The sequence below is a fragment of the Ciceribacter thiooxidans genome, from assembly GCF_014126615.1.
In the GTDB taxonomy this organism is placed as follows: domain Bacteria; phylum Pseudomonadota; class Alphaproteobacteria; order Rhizobiales; family Rhizobiaceae; genus Allorhizobium; species Allorhizobium thiooxidans.
On record NZ_CP059897.1, the window covers coordinates 296,814 to 318,787 of the forward strand.

The 21,974-nt window shown below is 63.7% G+C and carries 15 protein-coding genes; 6 read left to right on the forward strand and 9 right to left on the reverse strand.

From position 1 onward, the window contains the following. The first annotated feature begins 49 nt into the window (after nucleotides 1-49). On the forward strand, nucleotides 50-1,108 hold the full coding sequence (gene cobT, locus H4I97_RS19380; protein ID WP_244658873.1) for a nicotinate-nucleotide--dimethylbenzimidazole phosphoribosyltransferase: 1,059 nt from the start codon (nucleotides 50-52) through the stop codon (nucleotides 1,106-1,108). Nucleotides 1,109-1,206: 98 nt separating this feature from the next. On the opposite strand, the gene H4I97_RS19385 is transcribed toward cobT, so the two are convergent. From H4I97_RS19385 to H4I97_RS19415, 7 genes are read right to left on the reverse strand one after another with little or no spacing between them, the layout of a single operon-like run. After that, the gene (locus H4I97_RS19385) at nucleotides 1,207-1,974 is read right to left on the reverse strand and encodes a crotonase/enoyl-CoA hydratase family protein (protein ID WP_182308486.1); all 768 of its coding nucleotides are present in this window, start codon (nucleotides 1,972-1,974) and stop codon (nucleotides 1,207-1,209) included. Further along, nucleotides 1,971-2,843 carry a hydroxymethylglutaryl-CoA lyase gene (locus H4I97_RS19390; RefSeq protein WP_182308487.1) on the reverse strand — a complete coding sequence of 291 codons (873 nt, stop codon included), beginning with the start codon at nucleotides 2,841-2,843 and terminating at the stop codon, nucleotides 1,971-1,973. Before H4I97_RS19390 ends, H4I97_RS19385 begins: the two co-directional genes overlap by 4 nt. Beyond that, nucleotides 2,836-4,830, reverse strand: coding sequence for an acetyl/propionyl/methylcrotonyl-CoA carboxylase subunit alpha (locus tag H4I97_RS19395; protein WP_182308995.1), 1,995 nt, complete (start codon nucleotides 4,828-4,830; stop codon nucleotides 2,836-2,838). The genes H4I97_RS19390 and H4I97_RS19395 overlap by 8 nt, the downstream gene beginning before the upstream one ends. Before the next feature lie 9 nt (nucleotides 4,831-4,839). Then, nucleotides 4,840-6,447 carry a carboxyl transferase domain-containing protein gene (locus H4I97_RS19400; protein WP_182308488.1) on the reverse strand — a complete coding sequence of 536 codons (1,608 nt, stop codon included), beginning with the start codon at nucleotides 6,445-6,447 and terminating at the stop codon, nucleotides 4,840-4,842. Beyond that, nucleotides 6,447-6,920, reverse strand: coding sequence for a lysozyme inhibitor LprI family protein (locus tag H4I97_RS19405; RefSeq protein WP_182308489.1), 474 nt, complete (start codon nucleotides 6,918-6,920; stop codon nucleotides 6,447-6,449). The genes H4I97_RS19400 and H4I97_RS19405 overlap by 1 nt, the downstream gene beginning before the upstream one ends. 46 nt (nucleotides 6,921-6,966) lie before the next feature. Next, nucleotides 6,967-8,130: an isovaleryl-CoA dehydrogenase gene (locus H4I97_RS19410; protein ID WP_182308490.1), complete on the reverse strand. Its 1,164-nt coding sequence runs from the start codon at nucleotides 8,128-8,130 to the stop codon at nucleotides 6,967-6,969. Between the two features lie 28 nt (nucleotides 8,131-8,158). Beyond that, nucleotides 8,159-8,755 (reverse strand): TetR/AcrR family transcriptional regulator, encoded by a 597-nt coding sequence (locus H4I97_RS19415; protein ID WP_182308491.1) that lies wholly within the window; start codon nucleotides 8,753-8,755, stop codon nucleotides 8,159-8,161. A gap of 207 nt (nucleotides 8,756-8,962) precedes the next feature. Between H4I97_RS19415 and H4I97_RS19420 the strand changes: the two genes are divergently transcribed. Beyond that, complete coding sequence (locus H4I97_RS19420) at nucleotides 8,963-9,136, forward strand: hypothetical protein (protein WP_182308492.1); 174 nt, start codon at nucleotides 8,963-8,965, stop codon at nucleotides 9,134-9,136. A gap of 30 nt (nucleotides 9,137-9,166) precedes the next feature. Here H4I97_RS19420 and H4I97_RS19425 read toward each other — a convergent pair whose 3' ends face one another. Both H4I97_RS19425 and H4I97_RS19430 read right to left on the reverse strand, forming a co-directional pair. After that, the gene (locus H4I97_RS19425; RefSeq protein ID WP_182308493.1) at nucleotides 9,167-9,517 is read right to left on the reverse strand and encodes a hypothetical protein; all 351 of its coding nucleotides are present in this window, start codon (nucleotides 9,515-9,517) and stop codon (nucleotides 9,167-9,169) included. Nucleotides 9,518-9,666: 149 nt separating this feature from the next. Continuing rightward, nucleotides 9,667-10,614: a LysR family transcriptional regulator gene (locus H4I97_RS19430; protein ID WP_182308494.1), complete on the reverse strand. Its 948-nt coding sequence runs from the start codon at nucleotides 10,612-10,614 to the stop codon at nucleotides 9,667-9,669. Nucleotides 10,615-10,760: 146 nt separating this feature from the next. Here H4I97_RS19430 and H4I97_RS19435 point away from each other — a divergent pair, with 146 nt between their 5' ends. The 4 genes from H4I97_RS19435 (at nucleotide 10,761) to H4I97_RS19450 (ending at nucleotide 21,838) form a co-directional block, all read left to right on the forward strand. Continuing rightward, on the forward strand, nucleotides 10,761-11,552 hold the full coding sequence (locus H4I97_RS19435) for an alpha/beta hydrolase fold domain-containing protein (protein WP_182308495.1): 792 nt from the start codon (nucleotides 10,761-10,763) through the stop codon (nucleotides 11,550-11,552). 60 nt (nucleotides 11,553-11,612) lie between these two features. Continuing rightward, nucleotides 11,613-12,794 carry an efflux RND transporter periplasmic adaptor subunit gene (locus H4I97_RS19440; protein ID WP_182308496.1) on the forward strand — a complete coding sequence of 394 codons (1,182 nt, stop codon included), beginning with the start codon at nucleotides 11,613-11,615 and terminating at the stop codon, nucleotides 12,792-12,794. A gap of 114 nt (nucleotides 12,795-12,908) precedes the next feature. Next, nucleotides 12,909-16,151 (forward strand): efflux RND transporter permease subunit, encoded by a 3,243-nt coding sequence (locus H4I97_RS19445; RefSeq protein ID WP_182308497.1) that lies wholly within the window; start codon nucleotides 12,909-12,911, stop codon nucleotides 16,149-16,151. A gap of 350 nt (nucleotides 16,152-16,501) precedes the next feature. Beyond that, nucleotides 16,502-21,838, forward strand: coding sequence for a peptidoglycan-binding protein (locus H4I97_RS19450; protein ID WP_182308498.1), 5,337 nt, complete (start codon nucleotides 16,502-16,504; stop codon nucleotides 21,836-21,838). The last annotated feature ends 136 nt before the right edge of the window (nucleotides 21,839-21,974 follow it).

Sequence of the window (21,974 nt, forward strand, 5' to 3'; positions counted from 1 at the left end):
CCGCCCGATGGCAAAGGGTGGAATGATCGGCGTCACGTGGAGGACCCGTATGTCTGCAGAAATGAGCCTCGCCTCGGGGCAACAACCAATCCCGTCTTTTGAAACCCTCGCCTCCTTGCGAAAGGCGCTAAGCCAGCTTCCGCAAGGTGACACGCGAGCCGCAGAGGCCGCCGCCGCCCGCGAGGGCATGCTGACCAAGCCACCCGGAAGCCTCGGGCGGCTCGAGCAGACCGTCGCCTGGCTTGCCCGCTGGCAAGGTCGCTACCCGCCGGCCATGGACCGGCCGCAAACCTGCGTCTTCGCCGGCAATCACGGTATCGCCGAGGCAGGCGTCTCCGCCTATCCGCCGGTCGTCACCGAGCAGATGGTCCTCAACTTCGAGAGAGGCGGCGCTGCGATCAACCAGTTGAGTGCCGAGCTGGGAGCCAGCATGACGGTCATTCCCCTGGACCTTGCCCGACCGGTCAAAAACTTCCTGCACGCGCCCGCCATGACGGAAAGCGAGTTCCTGAAAGCGTTCAACGCGGGAATGCACGCCGTTCGGCCGGATGCCAGCATCCTGTGCCCCGGAGAGATGGGCATCGGAAACACGACGTCGGCTTCGGCTCTGTGCCTTGCGCTCCTCGGCGGCCCTGCCGTCGAATGGTGTGGCCGCGGCTCAGGCGTCTCCGATGACGTCCTAAAACGAAAGGCCGAGATCATTTCCGAGGCTGTCGAACGTCATCGGGAATCCATCGATGACGGTCTGGATGCCCTGCGGATACTCGGTGGACGTGAGATCGCCGCCATGGCCGGGGCCATTCTCGCCGCGCGTCTGCTCTCGATCCCGGTCATGCTCGACGGATTCATATGCTCCGCCGCCGCCCTTGCCCTGTATTGCAGCGGCGTCGACCCTCTTGCGCATTGTATGGTGGGACATGCGTCCATGGAGCCGGGCCACCGGCGACTTCTCGCCCACCTCGGCCTCAGACCGCTTCTCGATCTCGACCTCAGGCTTGGGGAAGGAACCGGCGCGGTGCTGGGCGCGATTCTCGCGAAAGCCGCCCTACGATGCCACCTCGGCATGGCCACTTTCGCCGAGGCCGGCGTGGACAGCGGCGCAGCCTGATAGGCGGCGCAGAGGCCGGGCCGTCACCGGCATTCACCTGGAACTCATAGACGCCCGGGGAAGGATGAGGACATTCCTCCTCAGGCGTCTAGTTTCTACTATCTCGCGAGGAAGGCCTCGATGCCTTCCGCGGCTTCCGCGCTTTCCCACCGGTCCGCGAGCAATTCGGCGGTCCGCTCGGAAAGTCCCGAGAGGCTATGGCCGCCGAGTTCCAGGCAAAGCGCCTTTGCCGCTGCGACCGCCCCCGGCCGCGTTTTCAGGATCTCCGCGATTTCAGCCTCGACACAGGCATCCAGTTGTTCTGCTTCCGTCACGGTGGAGACGAGGCCGCATCTCAGGGCGAAAGTGGCATCGAACGGTTTGGCCGTGAAAAAAAACTGCCGGGCGTAGCCCTCGCCGGTACGGCGAACGACGAAGGGGCCGATGGTGGCCGGGATGAGCCCGAGGCGGGTCTCGGTGAGGGCAAAACGGGCGGTTCCCACCGAAATGACGATGTCGCAGACTGCCATCAGCCCAATACCGCCGCCATAGGCGTTCCCGTGAACCCGGCCGATCAGCGGTTTCGGCAGGGCATCGAGTGCCGAAAACATGGCCGAAAGCGCCCGGCTTTCCTGCATCTTTCCGGCACGGTCCTTGTCCCGCTGCTCCCGCATCCAGCCGAGATCGCCGCCGGCGCAGAAACTTGCCCCGTTGCCGGCGAGCACGACGGAGCGGACACTCTCATCCGCGCCGAGGATGTCTGCGGCTTTCGTGAGTTCGGCGATCATCCGGGCGTTCAAAGCATTGTGCTTGTCGGGACGGTTCAGCGTCAGGCGCGCGATGCCACGCTCGTCGGTGTCGATCAGGATCGTTTCGAATTCCGTCATGCGTTCCTCCCGGAAAGACGCCCGATCCGCTCCTTGATGAAAGCCTCGGCGCGTTTCAGTTTCTCCGGATCGATCCCGGTTTCAAACCCGCGACGTTCGAGCAAGTCCAAAAGCGGTCCGGTTGCGACATTGCCTTTGGCGCCCGGCGCATAAGGGCAGCCGCCGAGCCCACCAACCGCGGAATCGAAGGTCCGCAGTCCGCGATCAAGGGCGGCTTCGACATTGGCGAGCGCACGATCGCCGGTGTCGTGGAAATGCCCCGCCAGTTGCTGGACCGGCACCGACCGCAGGACCTCGTCCAGCATGGCGGATACTGTGTCCGGCGTGCCCGCGCCGATCGTGTCGCCGAGCGAGATCTCGCGACAGCCGAGCCCGACCAGACGCTCCGCAACCAGACGAACAGCCTCTGGCACGACGGAACCCTCATAGGGGCAGGCGACGACGCAGGAGACGTAGCCGCGCACCGGAACGCCGGCCACTTTTGCCGCCTCCATGACAGGCGCAAAACGCTCAAAGCTCTCGGCGATGGAACAGTTGATATTCCTCTGGCTGAAGGTTTCGGAGGCAGAGGCGAAGACCGCAACTTCGTCGACCTTTGCGGCAAGCGCCGCCTCCAGCCCTTTGAGGTTCGGCGTCAGCGCGCTGTAGACCACGCCCGGCTGGCGCACGATGCCGGCCAGCACCTCGGCAGCGTCCGCAAGCTGCGGCACCCATTTCGGCGAGACGAAGCTCGTGACCTCGATCTTGCGAAAGCCGGCTTCCGAGAGATAGTCGACCAACGTGATCTTGTCGGCGACCGGAATGATCTCCCTCTCGTTCTGCAGGCCGTCGCGCGGACCGACTTCGTAGACCGTGACGAATTCAGCCATCCACCGCGCCCTCCGTCATCCGGATGAGCACGGCGCCGCCCTCCGCCTGCCCGCCCTCGGTGCAGAAGACGGCGTCGACGAGGCCGTCGCGCGGGCTCCTCAGCGTATATTCCATCTTCATCGCCTCCATGACGACGAGCCGGTCACCGGCCTTCACGGCAACACCTGCCTCGACGTCGACCAATCGGACGACGCCCGTCATCGGCGCCAGGATTTCGCCGGAGTGGTGGTGCACCGCGTCCTCCCCTTCCAGCAGATCCGGTCTCTCGAAGTCATAAGTCTCGCCATCGAGCAGAACCGAGATGTACTGCCGGCCGCCGGAGGCGTCTACGGCAACATGGGCGTTGATCCCGGCACTTCCGTTCTCTCGCACCAGACGGGCCGAAAAGTCCCGACCATTGAAGGCGAAATCTTCGAACAGCACGTCCTCTGCGCCGCCGGAGAGCCTAACTTGCCCGCTTCCGAGGACGAGACGCCGCTCGATCACTTCTTCGCCTGCATGCGACGTCACGCGATGACTGGCCTCGCCCCAGAGCCGGAAGCCGCAATGAGGCCCGGCAACGTCGACATCCGAACCGGTAAGCGCTGCGATCAGGATGGCCTCTTCCGAAAGCCGCGGTATGGCGGTGAGGCGCTCCAGATTGCGATCGATCAGCCCGGTGTCCATACGTCCCTGCCGGAAGGTCTCGTCCCTGCAAAGCGCGCGCAGAAAGTCTCGGTTGCTGGTGAGTCCGGTAACGTGTGTGCCATCGAGCGCTTTCTTCAGCCGGTCGATCGCCTCGTCGCGCGACCGGCCATGGGCAATCACCTTGGCGATCATCGGATCGTAATAGGGCGACACCCGGTCGCCCGAGCGAACGCCCGCGTCGATGCGGATGCCCTCGCCGCCTCCAAATTCCAGGTGATCGATGCGGCCGGCCTGCGGCAGGAAACCGTTCGCCGGATCTTCGGCATAGAGCCGCGCCTCGAGGGCGTGGCCGAGAAGCCGGATGTCACTCTGCTGCACCGGCAGCGGTTCGCCCGCCGCCACCCGCAGTTGCCATTCGACAAGGTCGAAACCGGTCACCATTTCGGTCACCGGATGCTCGACCTGCAGACGCGTGTTCATCTCCATGAACCAGAAGCCGTCCGGCCGGAGCGGTCCCGAACCATCGGCGATGAACTCCACCGTCCCGGCGCCTTTGTAAGCAACGGCTTTCGCTGCCGCGATCGCAGCCCCGGTCATTGCAGCCCGTACGGCGTCCGTCATGCCCGGTGCCGGCGCTTCCTCGATCACCTTCTGGTGCCGACGCTGCAGCGAGCAATCGCGCTCGAACAAATTGACGACATTGCCACGGCCGTCGCCGAAGACCTGCACTTCGATATGGCGCGGCGAGGCGACGTACTTCTCGACCAGAACACGATCATCGCCGAAAGCAGCCTTTGCCTCACGCCGGCAGCTTTGAAGCGCGGCGTCGAAATCATCGTCGGTGTTGACGCGTCGCATCCCCTTGCCGCCGCCGCCCGCCGACGCCTTGATCAGCACGGGATAGCCGATCTTGCCGGCTTCGACCTTCAGGAAGGCTGCGTCCTGATTGTCCCCGTGATAGCCGGGCACCACCGGCACGCCCGCTTCCTCCATCAGCCGCTTGGCGGCGTCCTTCAGCCCCATTGCGCGGATCGACGCGGCATCGGGACCGATGAAGACAAGTCCCGCATTCCGCACCGCCTCGACGAAAGCCGGGTTTTCCGACAGGAATCCGTAGCCGGGGTGGATTGCTTCGGCACCGCTAGCGAGGGCGGCCGCGACGACCTTGCCGATGTCGAGATAGCTTTCGGTGGCCGCCGCGGGCCCGAGGAGGACCGCCTCGTCGGCGAGCGCGACGTGCAATGCGGCGCGGTCAGCTTCCGAATAGACAGCGACGGTCCGAATTCCGAGCCGTCTCGCCGTCTTGATGACGCGAACAGCGATTTCGCCACGGTTGGCAATGAGGATCTTGGAAAACATCGTCACGCCTCACATCCTGAACAGGCCGAATTTCGTCTCTTCGATCGGCGCGTTGAGCACGGCACGGAGAGAAAGGGCCACCACCTCGCGCGTCTTTTCCGGGTCGATGATGCCGTCGTCCCAGAGCCGGGCCGAGGCATAGAGCGGAGCGGACTGCCGTTCGAACAGGTCCAGCGTCGGCCGCTTGAACTCGGCTTCCTCTTCGACCGACCACGTGCCACCGCGCGCTTCGATGCCGGCACGCCTGACATTGGCCAATACGCCCGCCGCCTGTGGTCCTCCCATGACGGCGATCCGGGCGTTCGGCCACATCCAGACGAAGCGCGGGCCGAAGGCGCGCCCGCACATTCCGTAATTTCCGGCGCCATAGGAACCACCGATAATCACCGTCACCTTCGGCACGGCGGCGGTCGAGACCGCCGTCACCAGCTTGGCGCCGTCCTTGGCGATGCCGCCCGCCTCATATTTCGAGCCGACCATGAAGCCGGTAATGTTCTGGAGGAAAAGAAGCGGGATCTTGCGCTGGCAGCAGAGCTCGATGAAATGAGCGCCCTTGAGCGCGCTTTCGGAAAACAGAACCCCGTTGTTGGCGATAATCCCGACGGGCACGCCGTCGACATGGGCAAAGCCGGTGACCAGCGTCGTGCCGTAGCGCGGCTTGAACTCGTCGAAATCCGAGCCGTCGATGATGCGAGCAATCACCTCGCGGACATCATAGGGCACCTTCGGATCGGCCGGCACGACACCCATGATCTCGGAGGCCGGATAGAGGGACGGGCGCGGCGGGGCCAGCGTGATGGTTGGCTGCGGGGCCGGCCCGAGGTTCCGGACGATCTGACGGGCGAGCGCCAGTGCGTGGTCATCGTTGTCGGCGAGATAGTCGGCGACGCCGGAAAGACGCGTATGGGTATCGCCACCGCCGAGCGTCTCGGCATCGATCACCTCGCCGGTCGCCTCCTTCACCAGCGGTGGACCGGCCAGAAAGATCGTCCCCTGGTTCCTGACGATGACGGTCTGGTCGCACATGGCCGGGACATAGGCCCCGCCGGCCGTGCACGAGCCCATGACGACGGCGATCTGCGCGATGCCCTTTGCGCTCATCCGCGCCTGATTGTAGAAGATCCGGCCGAAATGATCGCGATCGGGAAAGACCTCATCCTGGTTCGGCAGGTTTGCACCCCCCGAGTCGACGAGATAGAGACAGGGAAGACGGTTTTCCTCGGCGATTTCCTGCGCACGCAGGTGCTTCTTCACCGTCAGCGGATAGTAGGTGCCGCCTTTGACGGTGGCATCGTTGCAGACGATCATGCAATCGCGACCTTCGACACGGCCGATGCCGGCGATCAGACCCGCGGCCGGGATGTCGTCGTCATAGACACCACTTGCCGCAAAAAGCCCGACCTCCAGAAAGGGCGAACCGACGTCGAGGAGCCCGGCCACGCGGTCGCGCGGCAACAGCTTTCCACGCTTGACATGGCGATCACGCGACGCTGCGGAACCTCCCTGGAGGATACGTCGAGCCTCCTGCGCAATTGCTTCCCGCTGTGCGATCATCGCTGCCCTGTTGCTGACGAACTCGGGAGATGCAGGAGCGATTGCCGATTTCAGAATCGTCATTACTCAAAATCCTCCATGCGCATGGCCCAGTCGTCGAGAGATATCGCCCGCTCCGCCGCGGTGTCCCGGAGACAGGTCGCCTCCCATTCGGCAGAGGCGGTTCCCGAATACAGGGAGAAGAATTCTCCGGTCGCGTCGCACTGCGCGGTCCGGTAGGCCGTGAACGCCCGCTGTGACGCCTCGACCGCATCAACGAGCGCAGGCTTCAACTTCTTACGCAGAGCTTCGAACCGGCTCTCGGCAACCGTCATCCAGGCTTCGGCTTCCTTCTTCAGGCAATCGGCGGGCGAACCCTTGTCTCCGACGTTCATCCCCTTCTGACAGGGGTTTGCAATTTTACCGATACAGTCGCGGGCTGCCCCGGCTGCCGCCGCACCGAGACAGGAGGCAATCTCCTCGGCTGCCAGCTCTGAATGGTCGGATGCAGCTACCGGCGCTGCGAGAAAGAAGGGCAATGCGAGCAGGTATCTCATCGAGGGCCTCTGAAAGACTTCACGCATCTCATGCAGGGCAGACGCCTCAGCGCATCACATTCATCATTTCACGGCCGATCAGCATCCGGCGGATTTCCGAGGTCCCGGCGCCGATTTCCATGAGCTTGGCGTCGCGGAAGATGCGGCTGACGGCACTGTCATTGAGGAAGCCGGCCCCGCCCATGGCCTGGACAGCCTGATGGGCGACCTCCATTGCCTTCTCGGATGCGTAGAGGACGCAGGCCGCCGCATCCTGCCGCGTCACCTCACCCCGGTCGCAGGCGGCAGCAACGGCATAGACATAGGCGCGGGCGGAATTCATTTTCGTGTAGATGTCAGCGATCTTGCCCTGCATCAGCTGAAAATCACCGATGGACTGGCCGAACTGCTTGCGGCTGGCCATGTACGGCATGATCTCGTCGAGACAGGCAGCCATGATGCCACAACCGATCCCCGATAGGACGACGCGCTCGTAATCGAGGCCGGACATCAGCACGTTGACGCCTCGACCCTCCGAGCCCAGCACATTCTCAAACGGCACCTCGACGTCCTCGAAGATCAGTTCGGCTGTGTTCGATCCGCGCATGCCGAGCTTGTCGAAATGCCTGGAGGTCGAAAAACCTCGCATGGTCTTCTCGACGATAAAGGCCGTGATTCCCTTGGGGCCGGCCTCTGGGTCCGTCTTGGCGTAGACGACCAGCGTGTCGGCATCCGGACCATTGGTGATCCAGTACTTCGTCCCGTTCAGGCGGTAGTGGTCATTGCGTCTCTCTGCGCGCAATTTCATCGACACGACGTCGGAACCGGCTCCTGCCTCCGACATGGCAAGCGCGCCGACATGTTCGCCCGAAACAAGCTTCGGCAGATATTTCCGCTTCTGCTCATCTGTTCCGTTGAGCTTGATCTGGTTGACGCAGAGATTGGAATGGGCACCGTAGGAGAGCGAGACGGACGCCGACGCTCGCGCCAACTCCTCCACCACGATCGTATGGGCAAGATAGGTCAGCCCTACCCCGCCATATTCCTCCGGCACGGTGACACCCAGTAGCCCGAGATCGCCCATTTCTCGCCAGAGCTCGTTTGGAAAGGCATTACTGCGGTCAATCTCCGCGGCCATCGGCTTCACGCGTTCCTGGGCGAAGCGAAAAACCGTTTCGCGCAGTGCTTCGGTTTCCTCGTCAAAACCGAATCTCATCGTGCTGTTGAACATTCCCGCCTCCCAGGAGAAACCAATAATGTCAGTCCACGCAGCCGACGCTGCGTAGCACCATTTCAGCGTAGATCTCTTCGATCTTCTTTTCAGAGAGTCTTCCGCCGCTGCGGTACCAGGTATTGACCCCCGTGAGCATCGCGATGATCGCCATCGCGCTGACGTGGGAGTCCTCGATCCGAAATATGCCCTGCTCGCTTCCGCGAACGAGAATCGCCTTCAGCTCGGTTTCGTAGGTCTTACGCAGACTCTCGACTTCCTGAAAACCGGCCGGCTCCAGCGCGCGGAGTTCCATGTATGAAATGAAGACCTCGTCGGCACGCGTCAGGTGATAGCGGATGTGGAAGCGTGCGAAATGTTCAAGCGCCGCAGCAGGCGGCTCGCTCTCGATTCCTTGTGCCTTAAACGACGCCAGAAGCTCCTCCATATGCTCGCGCATAAGAGTCATGAGTATCTGCTGTTTGGTCGGAAAATACTGGTAGAGGGCTCCTGGTTGTACACCGACGGCGTGCGCGATCATGCGCATGGAAACGGCATCATAGCCGTGCTGGGCGAACAGCCGAAGGCTTTGTTCTCGGATTGCGGCTGCCGTCTTTTCACCCGCCGATCCCGCCTGACGCGCCACGGCCGCGCTCCCTAATTGAATGAACGTTCATTTCCTTAACTGAGAAACATGACGCCCGTCAAGTCGGCTACCTTGCATGATCGTGCGCAACCACAAAGGCAGTTTCGCCCGGACCCGCTATCGGGAATGGAAAATCCCTACAATTTCTGGTACGCATTGAGAAACAGCGCGTACGCAACCGAATAGTCCGGAACACGAGGGAATCACATGACAGAGCAGATCGATCACATCGCCAATGAGCTTGCGGCGCTGCTCGACTTAACCAAGCTTCAGAAGAAGGAGCGTCTCGCCCACCTCATCGGACTGGCGCTGAACGAGGCAAAGGCAGAGAAGGCACGCCGCGTCGAACAAGGCACACATGGCGTGGCTTCCGGGCAATGAGGCCCTGCGCAATCGAACCGCGTGGCCACATCACGCGTGGACGCCAGCGCCGACGGCGTTGATGTAGGCGAGCACCTCATCCGACCTCCCGTTACGCACGAGTTGCATGGCCGTGAAACCGGAGAAGCCGGACAGCGGCTCCGATTTGTACCAGGCGAAGGCCATCAGGGCCGAACCAAGATAAGGCTCGACCTTGTTGACGACTGCGATCATTTCGCCCAGGCGCCGCTGAGTCCTGTCGGAACGGATGCACTCCTCACGCTGAACGGCGGGCCCGGTCAGACCGGCAGCGTACGCGATTTCCATTCTGGTTGTGTGCAACGCCGCGGCAATCTTTCGTGGAACGAAAAGATCCCCGTCGGCATATTTGGCGAGTTCCATGGCGTCGCCTATCCCTTCGCGCGCACCCTTTTATTCCCGTGAGACTTCGCCGATTTTGACGTTCCTTGCAGTCCGAACGCTCCGAGCCCGCGCCTGCCCGTCCTGGTGCCCTCGGCGCAGCAAACAGGCTCAAGTCGCCAAGCCAATGCCTACGATGCCTTGCGCTGGAAGTCCGTGACGTCGAAGTCGAAGGGAATTCTGTCTATGATCTGGAGCTGGCCGGCAAGCCAGTCGATGAACACCCGCACCTTGTTGCTCAAGTGACGCGTGCGCGGATAGACGATGTAGAGCGGCAGCCGCTCACATTGCCAGTCGGTCAGGATCGGCACGAGTTCACCCTTTGCAAGCGCATCTCTCACGAAAAAGGGCGCCGACTGCACGACGCCGAGTCCCGAGATCGCAGCGTTCAGGTAGGTGCGGCTGTCGTTGACCGAGATGATGTAGCGCGGATCCACCTGGCAGAACTCCTCGCCACGGGTGAAGTCCATCGTCCAGACTCGTCCGGACTGGGCATGCAGATAACCGACACAGTAATGGGACGTGGCGAGATCTTCGGGATGTTCCGGAGGGCCGAAACGCTCCAGGTAACGGGGCGCCGCATAGCACTGTAGCTTGAGGTCGCCGACCTTGCGCGCGATCAACGATTGGTCGGCCGGCGTGCCCCCGCGAAGGGCGCAATCAACGTTCTCGGCAATATAGTCGACCAGACGGTCCCCGACGCCGATATCGAGCTGAATCTGGGGAAAACGGCTATGGAAGTCGCACATGCCCGGCAGCACGACCAGATCGGCAAAGATGCCCGCCATCTCGACTCTCAGCCGGCCCGACGGCTGCGCCTGTGACGTGGAGAGGCTGTTGTCCAACTCGTCCACGTCGCCGATGATCTGCAGTGCCCGCTCATAGTAGAGCGCGCCGTCTGTGGTCACCATGACGCGGCGCGTGGTCCGGTTCAGGAGCTTGGTCGAAAGACGTGCCTCGAGCGACTGCACGAGGTTGGTCACTGTTGTCTTCGGCATGTTGAGCGATGCCGCGGCACGGGTGAAGTTGCCCATCTCCACGACGCGTACGAATACCCGCATTGCGGAAAGCTGATCCATCTGCCTGTCCTCGCGTGTCGCGATTATCCGCGATTTTGGAATAGTGTTTACGAAATCAGCATGCTTGTGCATCGAATGCCGAATAATAATATTCCATTGCAACTTCGCAGCAAGAGCGTTTCAACACCGGAACAGGAAAAGTTGTGATGTCTGCATACTGGCAGGAAATCGCGTTCGATCCGTCGGAGGCAACGTCCGTCCGGATTTACGATCGCGGCGCCCACGCCAAGGAACCGCCGATCGTCCTCTATCTCGCAGGTGGCGCCTTTCAAAGTCGGGCCGCGCCTGCTGAGGAAACCCCTGTGGCGCGCGCCCTTGCCGAAGGTGGCGCCATCGTCATGGAGGTGGATCTCGGCGGCTGGCAGGAAAACACCTTTCCAGGTGCACTCGATCGGGCTTTCGCGGTGCTCACCGGCATTCGCAAGCGCCGCCGTCAATACGGTGGTTCAAAGTCGACTTTGTTTATCGCCGGCGATGAAGCAGGCGGCAACGTCGCAGCAGGGCTGGCGCTGAAGGCGCGAGACCAGATGTCGGGCGAACTTCGCGGGCAGATCCTGCTGTCCCCGATGATCGATCCGCTGATGGCGAGCGGCTCGATCCGCGATGCCGACCGGATTGGAATGCGTAGGCGCTGGTCGGAGGGTTGGAGCCGGTATCTGCATTCCGCAAGATACATGATGCACCCCTATGCGGCGCCATGTCTGTGCTCGAGACTTGCAGGAGTTGCACCGGCGCTCCTGATGACTGCTGAAGACGACCCCTTGCACGATGAGGTGTCGGCCTACTCGAAACGCCTCGCCGCTGCAGGTGTTCGGGTGCATTTGAAAGTTCTGCCGTCCGGCTCCGGCTGGACGGGCATCTACCGAAATGAGGAAGGCGCCTGGCTCGACGCGGTGCGCGATGCGTTTGCCGCCTTCTCCGACGAAGTAACGCATTGAAATAAGCATATTTAGTCCACCTGACGGTTCCTCCCCCAAGGGAGCCAAGGAGAGCAAGTCATGACCGTGAAGAAGACCCGCTGGGCCCTCTGGGCTGCCGGCACAGCCGTTGTTTTGTCGGCGATCGCAGCAACCGTCCATCTCGACATGCCGACGGGCGCCAACGCCGCGCCCGCGGAACAGGCCGCCCCGCCTGCTGTTCCCGTTACCGTAGCCACCTTGAAGCCGCGGAGCGTCACCACCTGGCAACAGTTTTCCGGCCGCCTCGAGGCGGTCGACCGCGTGCTGATCCGTCCGCGCGTGGCCGGCACCATCCAGGCAGTGCATTTCCGGGAAGGCGGCCTGGTCAAGGCTGGCGATCTGCTCGTCACCATTGATCCGGCACCCTACGAGGCAGCCGTCGCCCAGGCGGAAAGCCAGGTCACGTCCGCACGCGCCCGCCTCGATCTCGCTAAGGTCGAGCTCCAGCGTGGCAAGACGCTCTCGGCGAACAGGACGATATCGCAAAGCGAACTCGCCCAGCGCGAGAGCGAATTTGCCCAGGCGGAAGCGACGCTCAAAGCCGCCGAGGCCGCACTGAAGATCGCCCGCCTCGATCTCGGATATACCGAACTACGCGCTCCGATCTCAGGACGCATCGGCCGCCTCGAGGTTACTCAGGGCAACCTCGTTTCCGCCGGCTCCAGCTCGCCGGAACTGACCACGATCGTTTCCGTGGACCCGATCTATGCGAGCTTCAGTGCGGACGAGGAACTCGTGACCCGTCTCTTGGCGCGACTGCCCATGCACCAGGGCGCACCGGCACTCGAACAGGTTCCCGTCGAGATCACGGCCGCAGCCGATGACGCCAGCCCGATCCGCGGCAAGCTGCAGCTCATCGACAACGAGGTCGAGCGGTCGAGCGGCACCATCCGCGTTCGGGCCGTCTTCGACAATACGGACGGCCGGCTGATTCCCGGGCAGTTCGTCCGCATTCGGGTGGGAGAACCCACACCCGAGGAACATCTGCTGGTCAGCGAACAGGCGATCGGAACGGACCAGGACAAGAAGTTCGTCATGGTGGTGGGAGACGACAACGTCGCCGCCTACCGTCCGGTGGAGCTTGGCGCCCGCGTGGACGGCGATCGGATCATCGAATCCGGGATCGCCCCCGGCGAACGGGTTGTCGTCAACGGCCTGCAGAGAATCCGGCCGGGGATGACGGTCGCCCCCGAAGACGAGTCCAAGGTCGCCAGCCAGTAAAGACGAGAGCGGCGACTCCGCCGCTCCCCAACCATCGGTTCGATTCCGTCTCCGGTTCGCACGACCGGAGACGCCCCGCCGCCCTGCTCGCGGCGCAATGCCGGAGATCCCGCCATGAATATATCCCGCTTCTTCGTCGATCGGCCGGTCTTTGCAGCCGTCCTGTCCATCCTTATCCTCGTCGCAGGCCTGATCGGCGTGCGCTCTCTTCCGATTTCCGAATATCCGGAAGTCGTGCCCCCCTCCATCATCGTGCGGGCCAGCTATCCCGGCGCGAATCCGACCGTCATCGCCGAAACTGTGGCCACGCCCCTTGAAGAACAGATCAACGGCGTCGAAGACATGCTCTACATGTCAAGCCAGGCGACGTCCGATGGTGTGCTGACTGTCACAGTCACGTTCAAACTCGGAACGGATCCGGACAAGGCCCAGCAACTCGTCCAGAACCGCGTCGCCCAGGCCGAGCCACGCCTGCCGGCAGAGGTACGCGCGCTCGGCCTGACGACGGCCAAGAGCTCGCCCGACTTCATCATGGTCGTCAATCTCGTGTCCGACGACGACAATTACGACATCACCTATCTGCGCAATTATGCGACGCTGAACGTGAAGGACCGCCTGGCGCGGATCGAAGGCGCCGGTCAGGTCCAGGTCTTCGGCGCGGGCGACTATTCGATGCGCATTTGGGTCGACCCGCAGAAGGCCGCAGAGCACTCGCTGGCAGCAAGCGACATCACCAACGCGATCCGCGGCCAGAACGTACAGGCGGCGGCAGGGATCATTGGCGCATCGCCGAGCGTGCCGGGCACCGGTCTTCAGCTCAATGTCAACGCCCGCGGCCGCCTGCAGACGCCAGAAGAATTCGGCAACATCATCGTCAAGAGCGGCGAGAATGGTGAGATCACGCGCCTACGTGACGTCGCCCGCATCGAGCTCGGCGCCGCCGACTACACCTTGCGTTCGCTTCTCGACGGCAAACCCGCCGTCGCTATCGCGGTCCTCCAGGCGCCTGGCTCCAACGCCATCGAGATCGCGGACAACGTACGGGCAACGATGGATCAGTTGCAGCTCGCAATGCCCGAGGGCGTGCGGTATGAGATCGTCTACGACACCACGAAATTCGTGCGAGCCTCGATCGAGAAGGTCATCGAGACCCTTCTCGAAGCCGTCGGACTGGTCGTCCTGGTGGTGATCCTCTTCCTGCAGACCTGGCGAGCATCGATCATTCCGCTGATTGCCGTCCCTGTCTCGATCATCGGCACCTTCGCCGTGATGTATGCCTTCGGTTTTTCGATCAACGCTCTGACGCTCTTCGGCCTGGTGCTGGCGATCGGTATCGTCGTCGACGACGCCATCGTGGTCGTCGAGAATGTCGAGCGAAACATCGAAAACGGGCTGTCGCCCCGCGAGGCAACGTACCGGGCCATGCGCGAAGTGTCAGGCCCGATCATCGCGATCGCATTGGTGCTGGTGGCAGTCTTCGTGCCGCTCGCCTTCATCACCGGCCTGTCGGGCCAGTTCTACCGACAGTTTGCGCTGACCATCGCCATCTCGACGGTGATCTCCGCCATCAACTCGCTGACCTTGTCGCCTGCACTTTCGGCCCTTCTCCTGAAGGGTCATAATGCGCCGAAGGACCGGCTCACGCGGATCATGGACGGGCTCCTCGGCTGGATCTTCCGCGGCTTCAACCGCGCCTTCGGGGCAGCCTCCAACGGTTACGGCCGCTCGGTGGGCGGGCTCCTGTCGCGCAAGACTCTCGTCATGGCTTTGTATCTCGTCCTCGTCGGTGCGACCTACAGCATGTTCACCACCGTGCCCGGCGGCTTCGTGCCGGCACAGGACAAGCAGTACCTGATCGGCTTCGCACAGCTTCCCGACGGCGCCACCCTCGACCGGACGGAGCAGGTGATCCGCAAGATGAGTGACATCGCTCTCGAACAGCCGGGCGTCGAACACGCGATCGCCTTCCCGGGCCTTTCGATCAACGGTTTCACCATCGGCTCCAATGCCGGCATCGTCTTTGCCGTTCTCGACGATTTCGAGAAACGCAAGACTCCCGAATTATCGGGCGGCGCAATCGCCATGGCCCTGAACCAGAAATATGCCGGAATCCAGGACGCTTTCATCGCCATGTTCCCGCCCCCGCCCGTGAACGGGCTCGGCCAGACCGGCGGCTTCAAGCTGCAGATCGAAGATCGTGCGGGTTACGGATATCAGGCTCTGGACGAAGCCGCCAAGGCAGTCCTCGCCAAGGCGTACCAGACACCGGAACTGGCGGGGATCTTCTCGAGCTTCCAGATCAACGTGCCCCAGCTCTACGCGGACGTCGATCGCGCCAAAGCAGAGCAACTTGGCGTCGCCGTCACCGACATCTTCGAGACGCTGCAGATCTATCTCGGCTCTCTCTATGTTAACGACTTCAACGCCTTCGGGCGAACCTACAGCGTCCGCGTACAGGCGGATGCAAACTTCCGTGCCGAGGCCGCCGACATCGGTGCGCTGAAGGTCCGGTCCCGATCGGGTGAGATGATCCCGCTGTCGGCATTGCTCAATGTCGACGAAACGACCGGCCCTGAGCGCACGACCCGCTACAACGGCTTCCTCGCAGCCGACGTCAACGGCGGACCGGCACCGGGCTTCTCCTCGGGCCAGGCACAGGCCGCAATCGAGAAGATCGTCCGGGAGACCGTCCCGCAGGGCATCGATTTCGAATGGACGGACCTGACCTACCAGGAGATTCTCGCCGGCAATTCGAGCGTGGTCGTGTTCCCGCTCGCGCTGCTTCTCGTCTTCCTGGTTCTCGCGGCGCAGTACGAGAGCCTGACCCTGCCGATCGCGATCATCATGATCGTGCCGATGGGGATCCTTGCGGCCCTCACGGGCGTGTGGCTCACCGGTGGAGACAACAACATCTTCACGCAGATCGGTCTTGTCGTGCTCGTCGGGCTGTCAGCGAAGAACGCAATCCTGATCGTGGAATTCGCCCGCGAACTTGAACTGCACGGCCGAACGCCGGTTCAGGCGGCGATCGAGGCGAGCCGGCTCCGGCTTCGCCCGATCCTGATGACGTCGATGGCCTTCATCATGGGCGTCGTGCCCCTCGTCGTCTCGACGGGCGCCGGTGCCGAGATGCGAGCCGCAATGGGGATCGCCGTCTTCTCCGGCATGATCGGGGTCACCTTCTTCGGCATTTTCATGACGCCCGTCTTCTACGTGCTGGTCCGCAGGTTGACCGGTAATCGGCCTCTCATTCACCACGAGATCCATGCCGATTTCCTTCAGCAGGCGCCACACGGCACCGAGGATGCAGCCAACGGCGGCGCGCCCTCGAGACCCCAGCCGGCCGAAGCGATTTAAGACAGGACGATCGTATCCGAAACCATAGACGCGCGCCGCAGACCGATCTGCCGCGCGCGTCTTTTTTTTTGCCATGGCTGGCTACGCAGCTTCCGGGTCCAGCCCTCATTCCCGTTTGACTTGCATCAAAACATTGTGAGCAACCGCGCTGTATATTTTAGCGATTGCGAAAGCGAAAAGCGCCAGCGGAGACGCTCTCCTGCCCGGACAGACAGCACGAGCGAGCCGTATGACTGACGCATGCGCTGTGCCAGAGGGAGGAATGGCAGATGGCACCGAAGAAAGCACTCAGTGCAAATGATGGCTCATGTCTTGCGGACAGGCTTGGGCCTCCAGTCTCCGACGCATGCGTGTCCTCCCACTCATCCCTCGTCTCGCGATGGCGACGTACGCTTTCGCTGATCGCGGCGCTCGCGATCGGTTCGGCCGGGCTCGCTGCCTCCGGAGCCGCCGCACAGGAAGCTCTACAGCCGGGCGAGGCAATCGTCACACACTTCTCCGGAACCGTCGATGACGCCGGCCGACGGATCATCGACACGAACGGGCCCGCGGCCAGCATCCTCGACCTGCGACAGCCGGGCGGCGCCCCGATCGGGGCACACTGGTTCAACGAAGCCCAGCGCGTGGCCGCCACCGCCGACGACGTCGGGCAGGTCTTCGGCGTGGCCCTCGATGACGCCACGCCGCCGAACATCTATCTGACCGCCACGGCCGCTTTCGGCCTCCATCGCAATACCGACAACTCCGGCTGGATGGCGGGCATGTGGGGCGCCAACGGTGGCCCCGGCACCGTCTGGAAACTCGATGCCGCCAACGGCTATCGGCCGCAGGTTTTTGCCGAGATCACCCTCAACGGGCGCGCGAACTCCGCAGCAGCCCTCGGCAACATCGCCTTCGATCCGCAAAATCGTCAGTTTTACGTTTCCGATCTCGAGACGGGCATGATCCACCGGCTGCGGCTCACTGACGGTGCCGATCTCGGCACGTTCGACCATGGCATTTCCGGGCGGACGGGCTTCCTCGACGTAACAACGGGCGAATTCCGTTCGTTGCCCGAGGTCTCCTTCGACCCGACGACCTCAGCTCATGTTACCGACTGTTCGAGCGGCGATTTCTCCCGCACGCCGTCCTGCTGGAACCTTGCCGATTTCCGTCGCCGGATATGGGGTCTAGGCGTCCGCATCGAGCCGGAGAGCGGCTCCGCACGGCTCTACTATGCAGTGTGGGGCAGCCAGGGCTTCGGCAATGCAGACTACGCGACAGCCGACGACGAAGATCGACGCAATGCCATCTGGTCGGTCGGCGTCGCTACAGATGGCAGCTTCGATGGTGGAAGCGTGCGCCGCGAGTTCTTCCTGCCCGATTTCTTCCGCTCTCCCGAGGCCATCGCCCGGGCCGGTCGCAGCCATCCGGTTGCCGACATCGCTTTCCCGACGTCTGGCGACCAGACCGTTATGCTTGTCGCCGAACGTGGCGGGATGCGCAATCTGGGTCTCGCCGCCGACAACGCCTTCGCCTATCCCCACGAGGCGCGCGTCCTGCGCTACGAGTTGACGGCGGCGGGCACCTGGCGCGGAGCCGGGCGCTACGACGTCGGCTATTACGACCGCGGTGAAGACGGTCCGCCCTATATACGTGCGAATGCCGCCGGCGGCGTGTCCTTCGGACCCGGCTACGGCGCGAACTGGCAGACAGACCAGGCCGAGGCGGACGGCTTCGTCTGGATGAGCGGAGACGGCCTTTGCTCGCCGCGTGGACTCTGTCTGGACGGCAGCGTCGGCGAACACACCGACTCCTCTCAGGTGACCGGCGTCGAGGGCCGCTCCTCCCAGCCCTATGAGGCTTTCGAGCCGGTCACCGCCTTCCAGCCCTATCCATCGCCGGGTCCCGCCTCACCGCCGCAAGGCCCGGATGCCTCCTTCATGGTCGATGCAGACGTCAACACCGACGCCGCCGGCAATCTCATTGCCGCGGACCTGCAGCGTAACGACGCGACCAAAGTGGGCGACATCGCAGTCTTCCAGCCACTGCCGGGCGCAGGTGAGGCCGTGAACGCGGGGCGTGCGTCGTCTGCCGCAGTCACCGAGGAAGAGATCACCTCCGCATGGCCGGAAGGCCTGCCGCCGGAAGGCTGGCTGCCTGCGCCGCCACCCGAGGATGGCTGGTTCCCGCCGCCGCCCTGGCCGATCGAGACCGATCTGGCGATCCGCAAGACCGGGCCTGCCGAATGCCAGGAAGGGGTCGAATGCACCTATACGGTGACGATCCGCAACGTCGGGGCGATCGCCTATGTCGGCCCGCTGGCGATCACCGACATGATGCCCGCGGGGGCGACCCTCGCCTCCACATCACCCGGCTGGAACTGCGTACCGGGCGGAGGATCCTTCTCCTGTGTCACCAATGCCTTTGCGCTGCTCGCGCCCGGTGCCACCGCGGCGATCGAGGTCAACCTGCTGCTGCCGGCCGACATTCCCGGTCCGACGATCGAGAATTGCGCGGCCATCGACTGGTTCGAGATGGGCACCGATGACGGACCCGGGGACGGCAATGACGAAGACTGCGTCGACACACCGGTGACCGACGGCTTCGACCTCGGCATCACCAAGGAAGGGCCGGTCAACTGCGTCGAGAATGCCGACTGCACCTTCCTCGTCCAGGTCGTCAATCATGGCCCCGCGGCATTCGACGGCGTGATCGCCGTCCGCGATCCGTTGCCGGCCGGGGCGACATACGTCGCCGCCGGCTTTGACCCCGGCACGGTCACCTGCGCTCCGAGCGGCAACGACATCCTCTGCCAGACACCCGACATGACACTTCCCGTCGCCGGTGTCGTTCACATCTTCGTCCGGATGAAACTGCCGGATGGGATTGCCGGCGGCACGATCGAGAACTGTGCCGAGATCAACTGGGGCGCCATGACCGCGAACGACGGCGCCGCCGACATGCATCCGGACCTCGCCTGCGTGACCGTCAATGTGATCGACAGTGCAGGCTTCTTCGACCTTGCCGTCGCCAAACAGGGACCGGCCCATTGCGACGCTGGCGGCAACTGCACCTATCAGATGACGGTCGCCAATAGCGGACCGGACGATTATACCGGCCAGGTGGTCGTGGAAGACACGCCCGAAGCCGGTGTCACCTTCGTCGCGGCCAATCCCGAATGGGCCTGCGTCGCGGGACCTCCGATCACTTGTACCCTCAACGGTGGCCCGCACACGCTCCATCCGGGCGACAGCCGCAATCTGACGCTCACGGTCGCGATCCCCGATCCGGCGCCGGCCGACCCGATGTTCAACTGCATCGCATTCGACTGGGCGGCACCCGGCATGCCTCCGGGCGACAATCCGGCGGACGGCGCAGCCGAGAAGAGCGACGCGACCTGCGTGCCTACATTCATCGGCGAAGGCTTCGATCTGGAAATTGCCAAGACCGGCCCCGCCGAATGCTACGAGGGCGGCGCCTGCGATTTCACTGTCCGTGTCACCAACAATGGTCCTGTGCCCTTTGCCGGGCTGATGACCTTTACCGACGAAATGCCCGCCGGCTCGACGCTGGAGGGGGTCGCCGGTGGTGTCTTCACCTGTAATACCGCAATTCCGGGCAGCGTGACCTGCGTGACGGGCGGCGCCGTGCTGCCGCCCGGCCTGGTGCAGGAGACATCTTTGCATGTTCGCCTGCCAGATCCCGTTGCCGGCGATGTGGTCGAGAACTGTGCCGCGATGAACTGGGACGCGCCACCGCCGGACTGGTACATTGGGTCGACCTATACCGGCGACGACAATGCCGCCAATGACGGACCCGCCTGCGCCACCGTGCCGGTGCTTGCCGCCGATCTCGCGCCCTGGGGCGCCACGACCTGCGAGCTCGGAACCGCCTGCCCGATCGACGTCAGGATCGAGAACCGCGGCGGAAAGCTGTTCAAGGGTGCCGCCGGCTTGCGCGGCACGCTCGATCCCGGCGTCACGATCAGCAGCATCGAGAGCCGGACCTCCGGTCTCACCTGCCGGGTGACGGGAACCGGACGTTATCAATGTGATAGCAGGGAGATGGTCCTGAAGCCGGGTGCCGCAGCCGAAATCCACATGGTCCTCGACATCCCGGCCGGTTTCCCTGACCGGCGCATCGTGCATCGCAAGGAGATGCTGTGGCCCGACACGCAGGTGAAGGACCGCAAGCCGGAGAATGACCGTCACACCAGCGTGATCACCATCCTGCAGCCGCAGGAGCCGACGACCCCGCCTCCGGCGACGCAGACGTCTCCACCGCCGGCAAATGTCGCGGCTGCGGATCTCGCGGTCACCAAGTCGGCCGGTCGCGACACCTGTGTCGCCGGCTCGCCGTGCGACTTCCTGATCACCGTCACCAATACCAGCCGCACAACCTATGTCGGGCCGCTCAGGGTCAGCGACGTCTTTACGCCCGGAAGCGCAAGGCTCGCCGGCTTCGAACCCTCCCCCTGGACGTGCCGCGAAAGCCGCGGAACATTCCTCTGCAGTTATCCCCGCACGACGCTCCGGCCGGGAGAGTCGCGCACGCTCGCCCTGGCACTCGAGCCGGTCCGCACCGGTTCCGGATCGGCACGCAATTGTGCCCGTCTCGAATGGAATGATGCGGCACTCGTCATGGCGGTCCAGCAGGCGTTGAACCAGCTCGGGCTTGCCGCAGGGGACGTCGACGGGCAGGCCGGCAGCAGGACGCGCAAGGCGATCGCCGATTTCCAGCGAAGCGCCGGACTGCCTGCAAGCGGCGTGATCGACACGGCACTCGTCCGGCGGCTCTTCACCTCCTGGGGCGAGGGCGATGCCAACGCGGCAAACGACAACGCCTGCGCGACAGTTGTCGTTCGTGAACCCGTCGTGCCGCCGCCGGTCTGCAAGGCAGGCCAGACGCCGGTGGACCCCGCCCGCGCCGACGCCCTGCGCGCCCAGGGCTGGAGGATCACATCCGTCAGCCGCGGCGGACGCACGATCCTGTGCGGTGTCGCTCCTCCCCCGCTCACATGTCCCTCCGGCTACACCGCCTATCGCGACAAGGACCAGATTCCGCCGAACTCCGAGGTAGTGCGTCGGGAACGTGGCGGTCAGGTACTCTTCTGCGCCCGCCCGCAACCGGTCAGCTGTCCGTCGGGCTATCAGGCCTTCCAGAGCCAGAACCGGATACCGAAGGGCTGGGAGGTGGTCGCACGCCGTAGCGGCGGGCAAGTCCTCTACTGTGCCCGCCCGCCGCAACTCGTCTGCCCGACCGGTTACAAGGCCTATCCGAGTCGCAGCCGGATACCCGACGGCTTCGAAGTGGTCGTGCGCCGCAGTGGCGACCAGGTGCTCTATTGTGCCCGCCCGCAAGCGACGACCGAAAGCTGCCCGCGCGGCTGGAAGCAGATCGACCCGGACCGTGCCGCATCTCTCTCCCGGCAGGGTTGGCAGATCAGGCGCGTCGGTAGTTTGACCTGCGGACGGCCCGGCGACATCGTCGTGCCGCCGACCACCAAACCCCCGGCCTGCACGGGCGGACGGACTTGGAGCGCGAAGCAGCAGGCCTGCGTCTGCCCGCGCAACACGCGGTGGGATGCCAGACGCCAGCGCTGCGTACCGCTCCTCCGGTCCGTAGAGCCGGTTCCGGGCCAGACGGCTCCGAAGCCCCGCGAGACGATCCCGCCGCTGCTCCGACTGCTGCCACCGGTGCAATAGAAGGTGTGACCACCCATGTCGCTCGTCTCCGAAACAGAAGAAGCCCGCCGGTGCCTGCAAAGCTCGCAGGTTCCGGCGGGAGCACCTTCAGACAACTCGCGTAGTCAGACCAAGCATATGAGCGTATGATGATAAA

Coding starts and splice junctions, on each gene's coding strand:
- cobT (WP_244658873.1), top strand. CDS start 50: ATGTCTGCAGAAATGAGCCTCGCCTCGGGGCAACAACCAATCCCGTCT.
- H4I97_RS19385 (WP_182308486.1), bottom strand. CDS start 1,974: ATGACGGAATTCGAAACGATCCTGATCGACACCGACGAGCGTGGCATC.
- H4I97_RS19390 (WP_182308487.1), bottom strand. CDS start 2,843: ATGGCTGAATTCGTCACGGTCTACGAAGTCGGTCCGCGCGACGGCCTG.
- H4I97_RS19395 (WP_182308995.1), bottom strand. CDS start 4,830: ATGTTTTCCAAGATCCTCATTGCCAACCGTGGCGAAATCGCTGTTCGC.
- H4I97_RS19400 (WP_182308488.1), bottom strand. CDS start 6,447: ATGACGATTCTGAAATCGGCAATCGCTCCTGCATCTCCCGAGTTCGTC.
- H4I97_RS19405 (WP_182308489.1), bottom strand. CDS start 6,920: ATGAGATACCTGCTCGCATTGCCCTTCTTTCTCGCAGCGCCGGTAGCT.
- H4I97_RS19410 (WP_182308490.1), bottom strand. CDS start 8,130: ATGTTCAACAGCACGATGAGATTCGGTTTTGACGAGGAAACCGAAGCA.
- H4I97_RS19420 (WP_182308492.1), top strand. CDS start 8,963: ATGACAGAGCAGATCGATCACATCGCCAATGAGCTTGCGGCGCTGCTC.
- H4I97_RS19425 (WP_182308493.1), bottom strand. CDS start 9,517: ATGGAACTCGCCAAATATGCCGACGGGGATCTTTTCGTTCCACGAAAG.
- H4I97_RS19430 (WP_182308494.1), bottom strand. CDS start 10,614: ATGGATCAGCTTTCCGCAATGCGGGTATTCGTACGCGTCGTGGAGATG.
- H4I97_RS19435 (WP_182308495.1), top strand. CDS start 10,761: ATGTCTGCATACTGGCAGGAAATCGCGTTCGATCCGTCGGAGGCAACG.
- H4I97_RS19440 (WP_182308496.1), top strand. CDS start 11,613: ATGACCGTGAAGAAGACCCGCTGGGCCCTCTGGGCTGCCGGCACAGCC.
- H4I97_RS19445 (WP_182308497.1), top strand. CDS start 12,909: ATGAATATATCCCGCTTCTTCGTCGATCGGCCGGTCTTTGCAGCCGTC.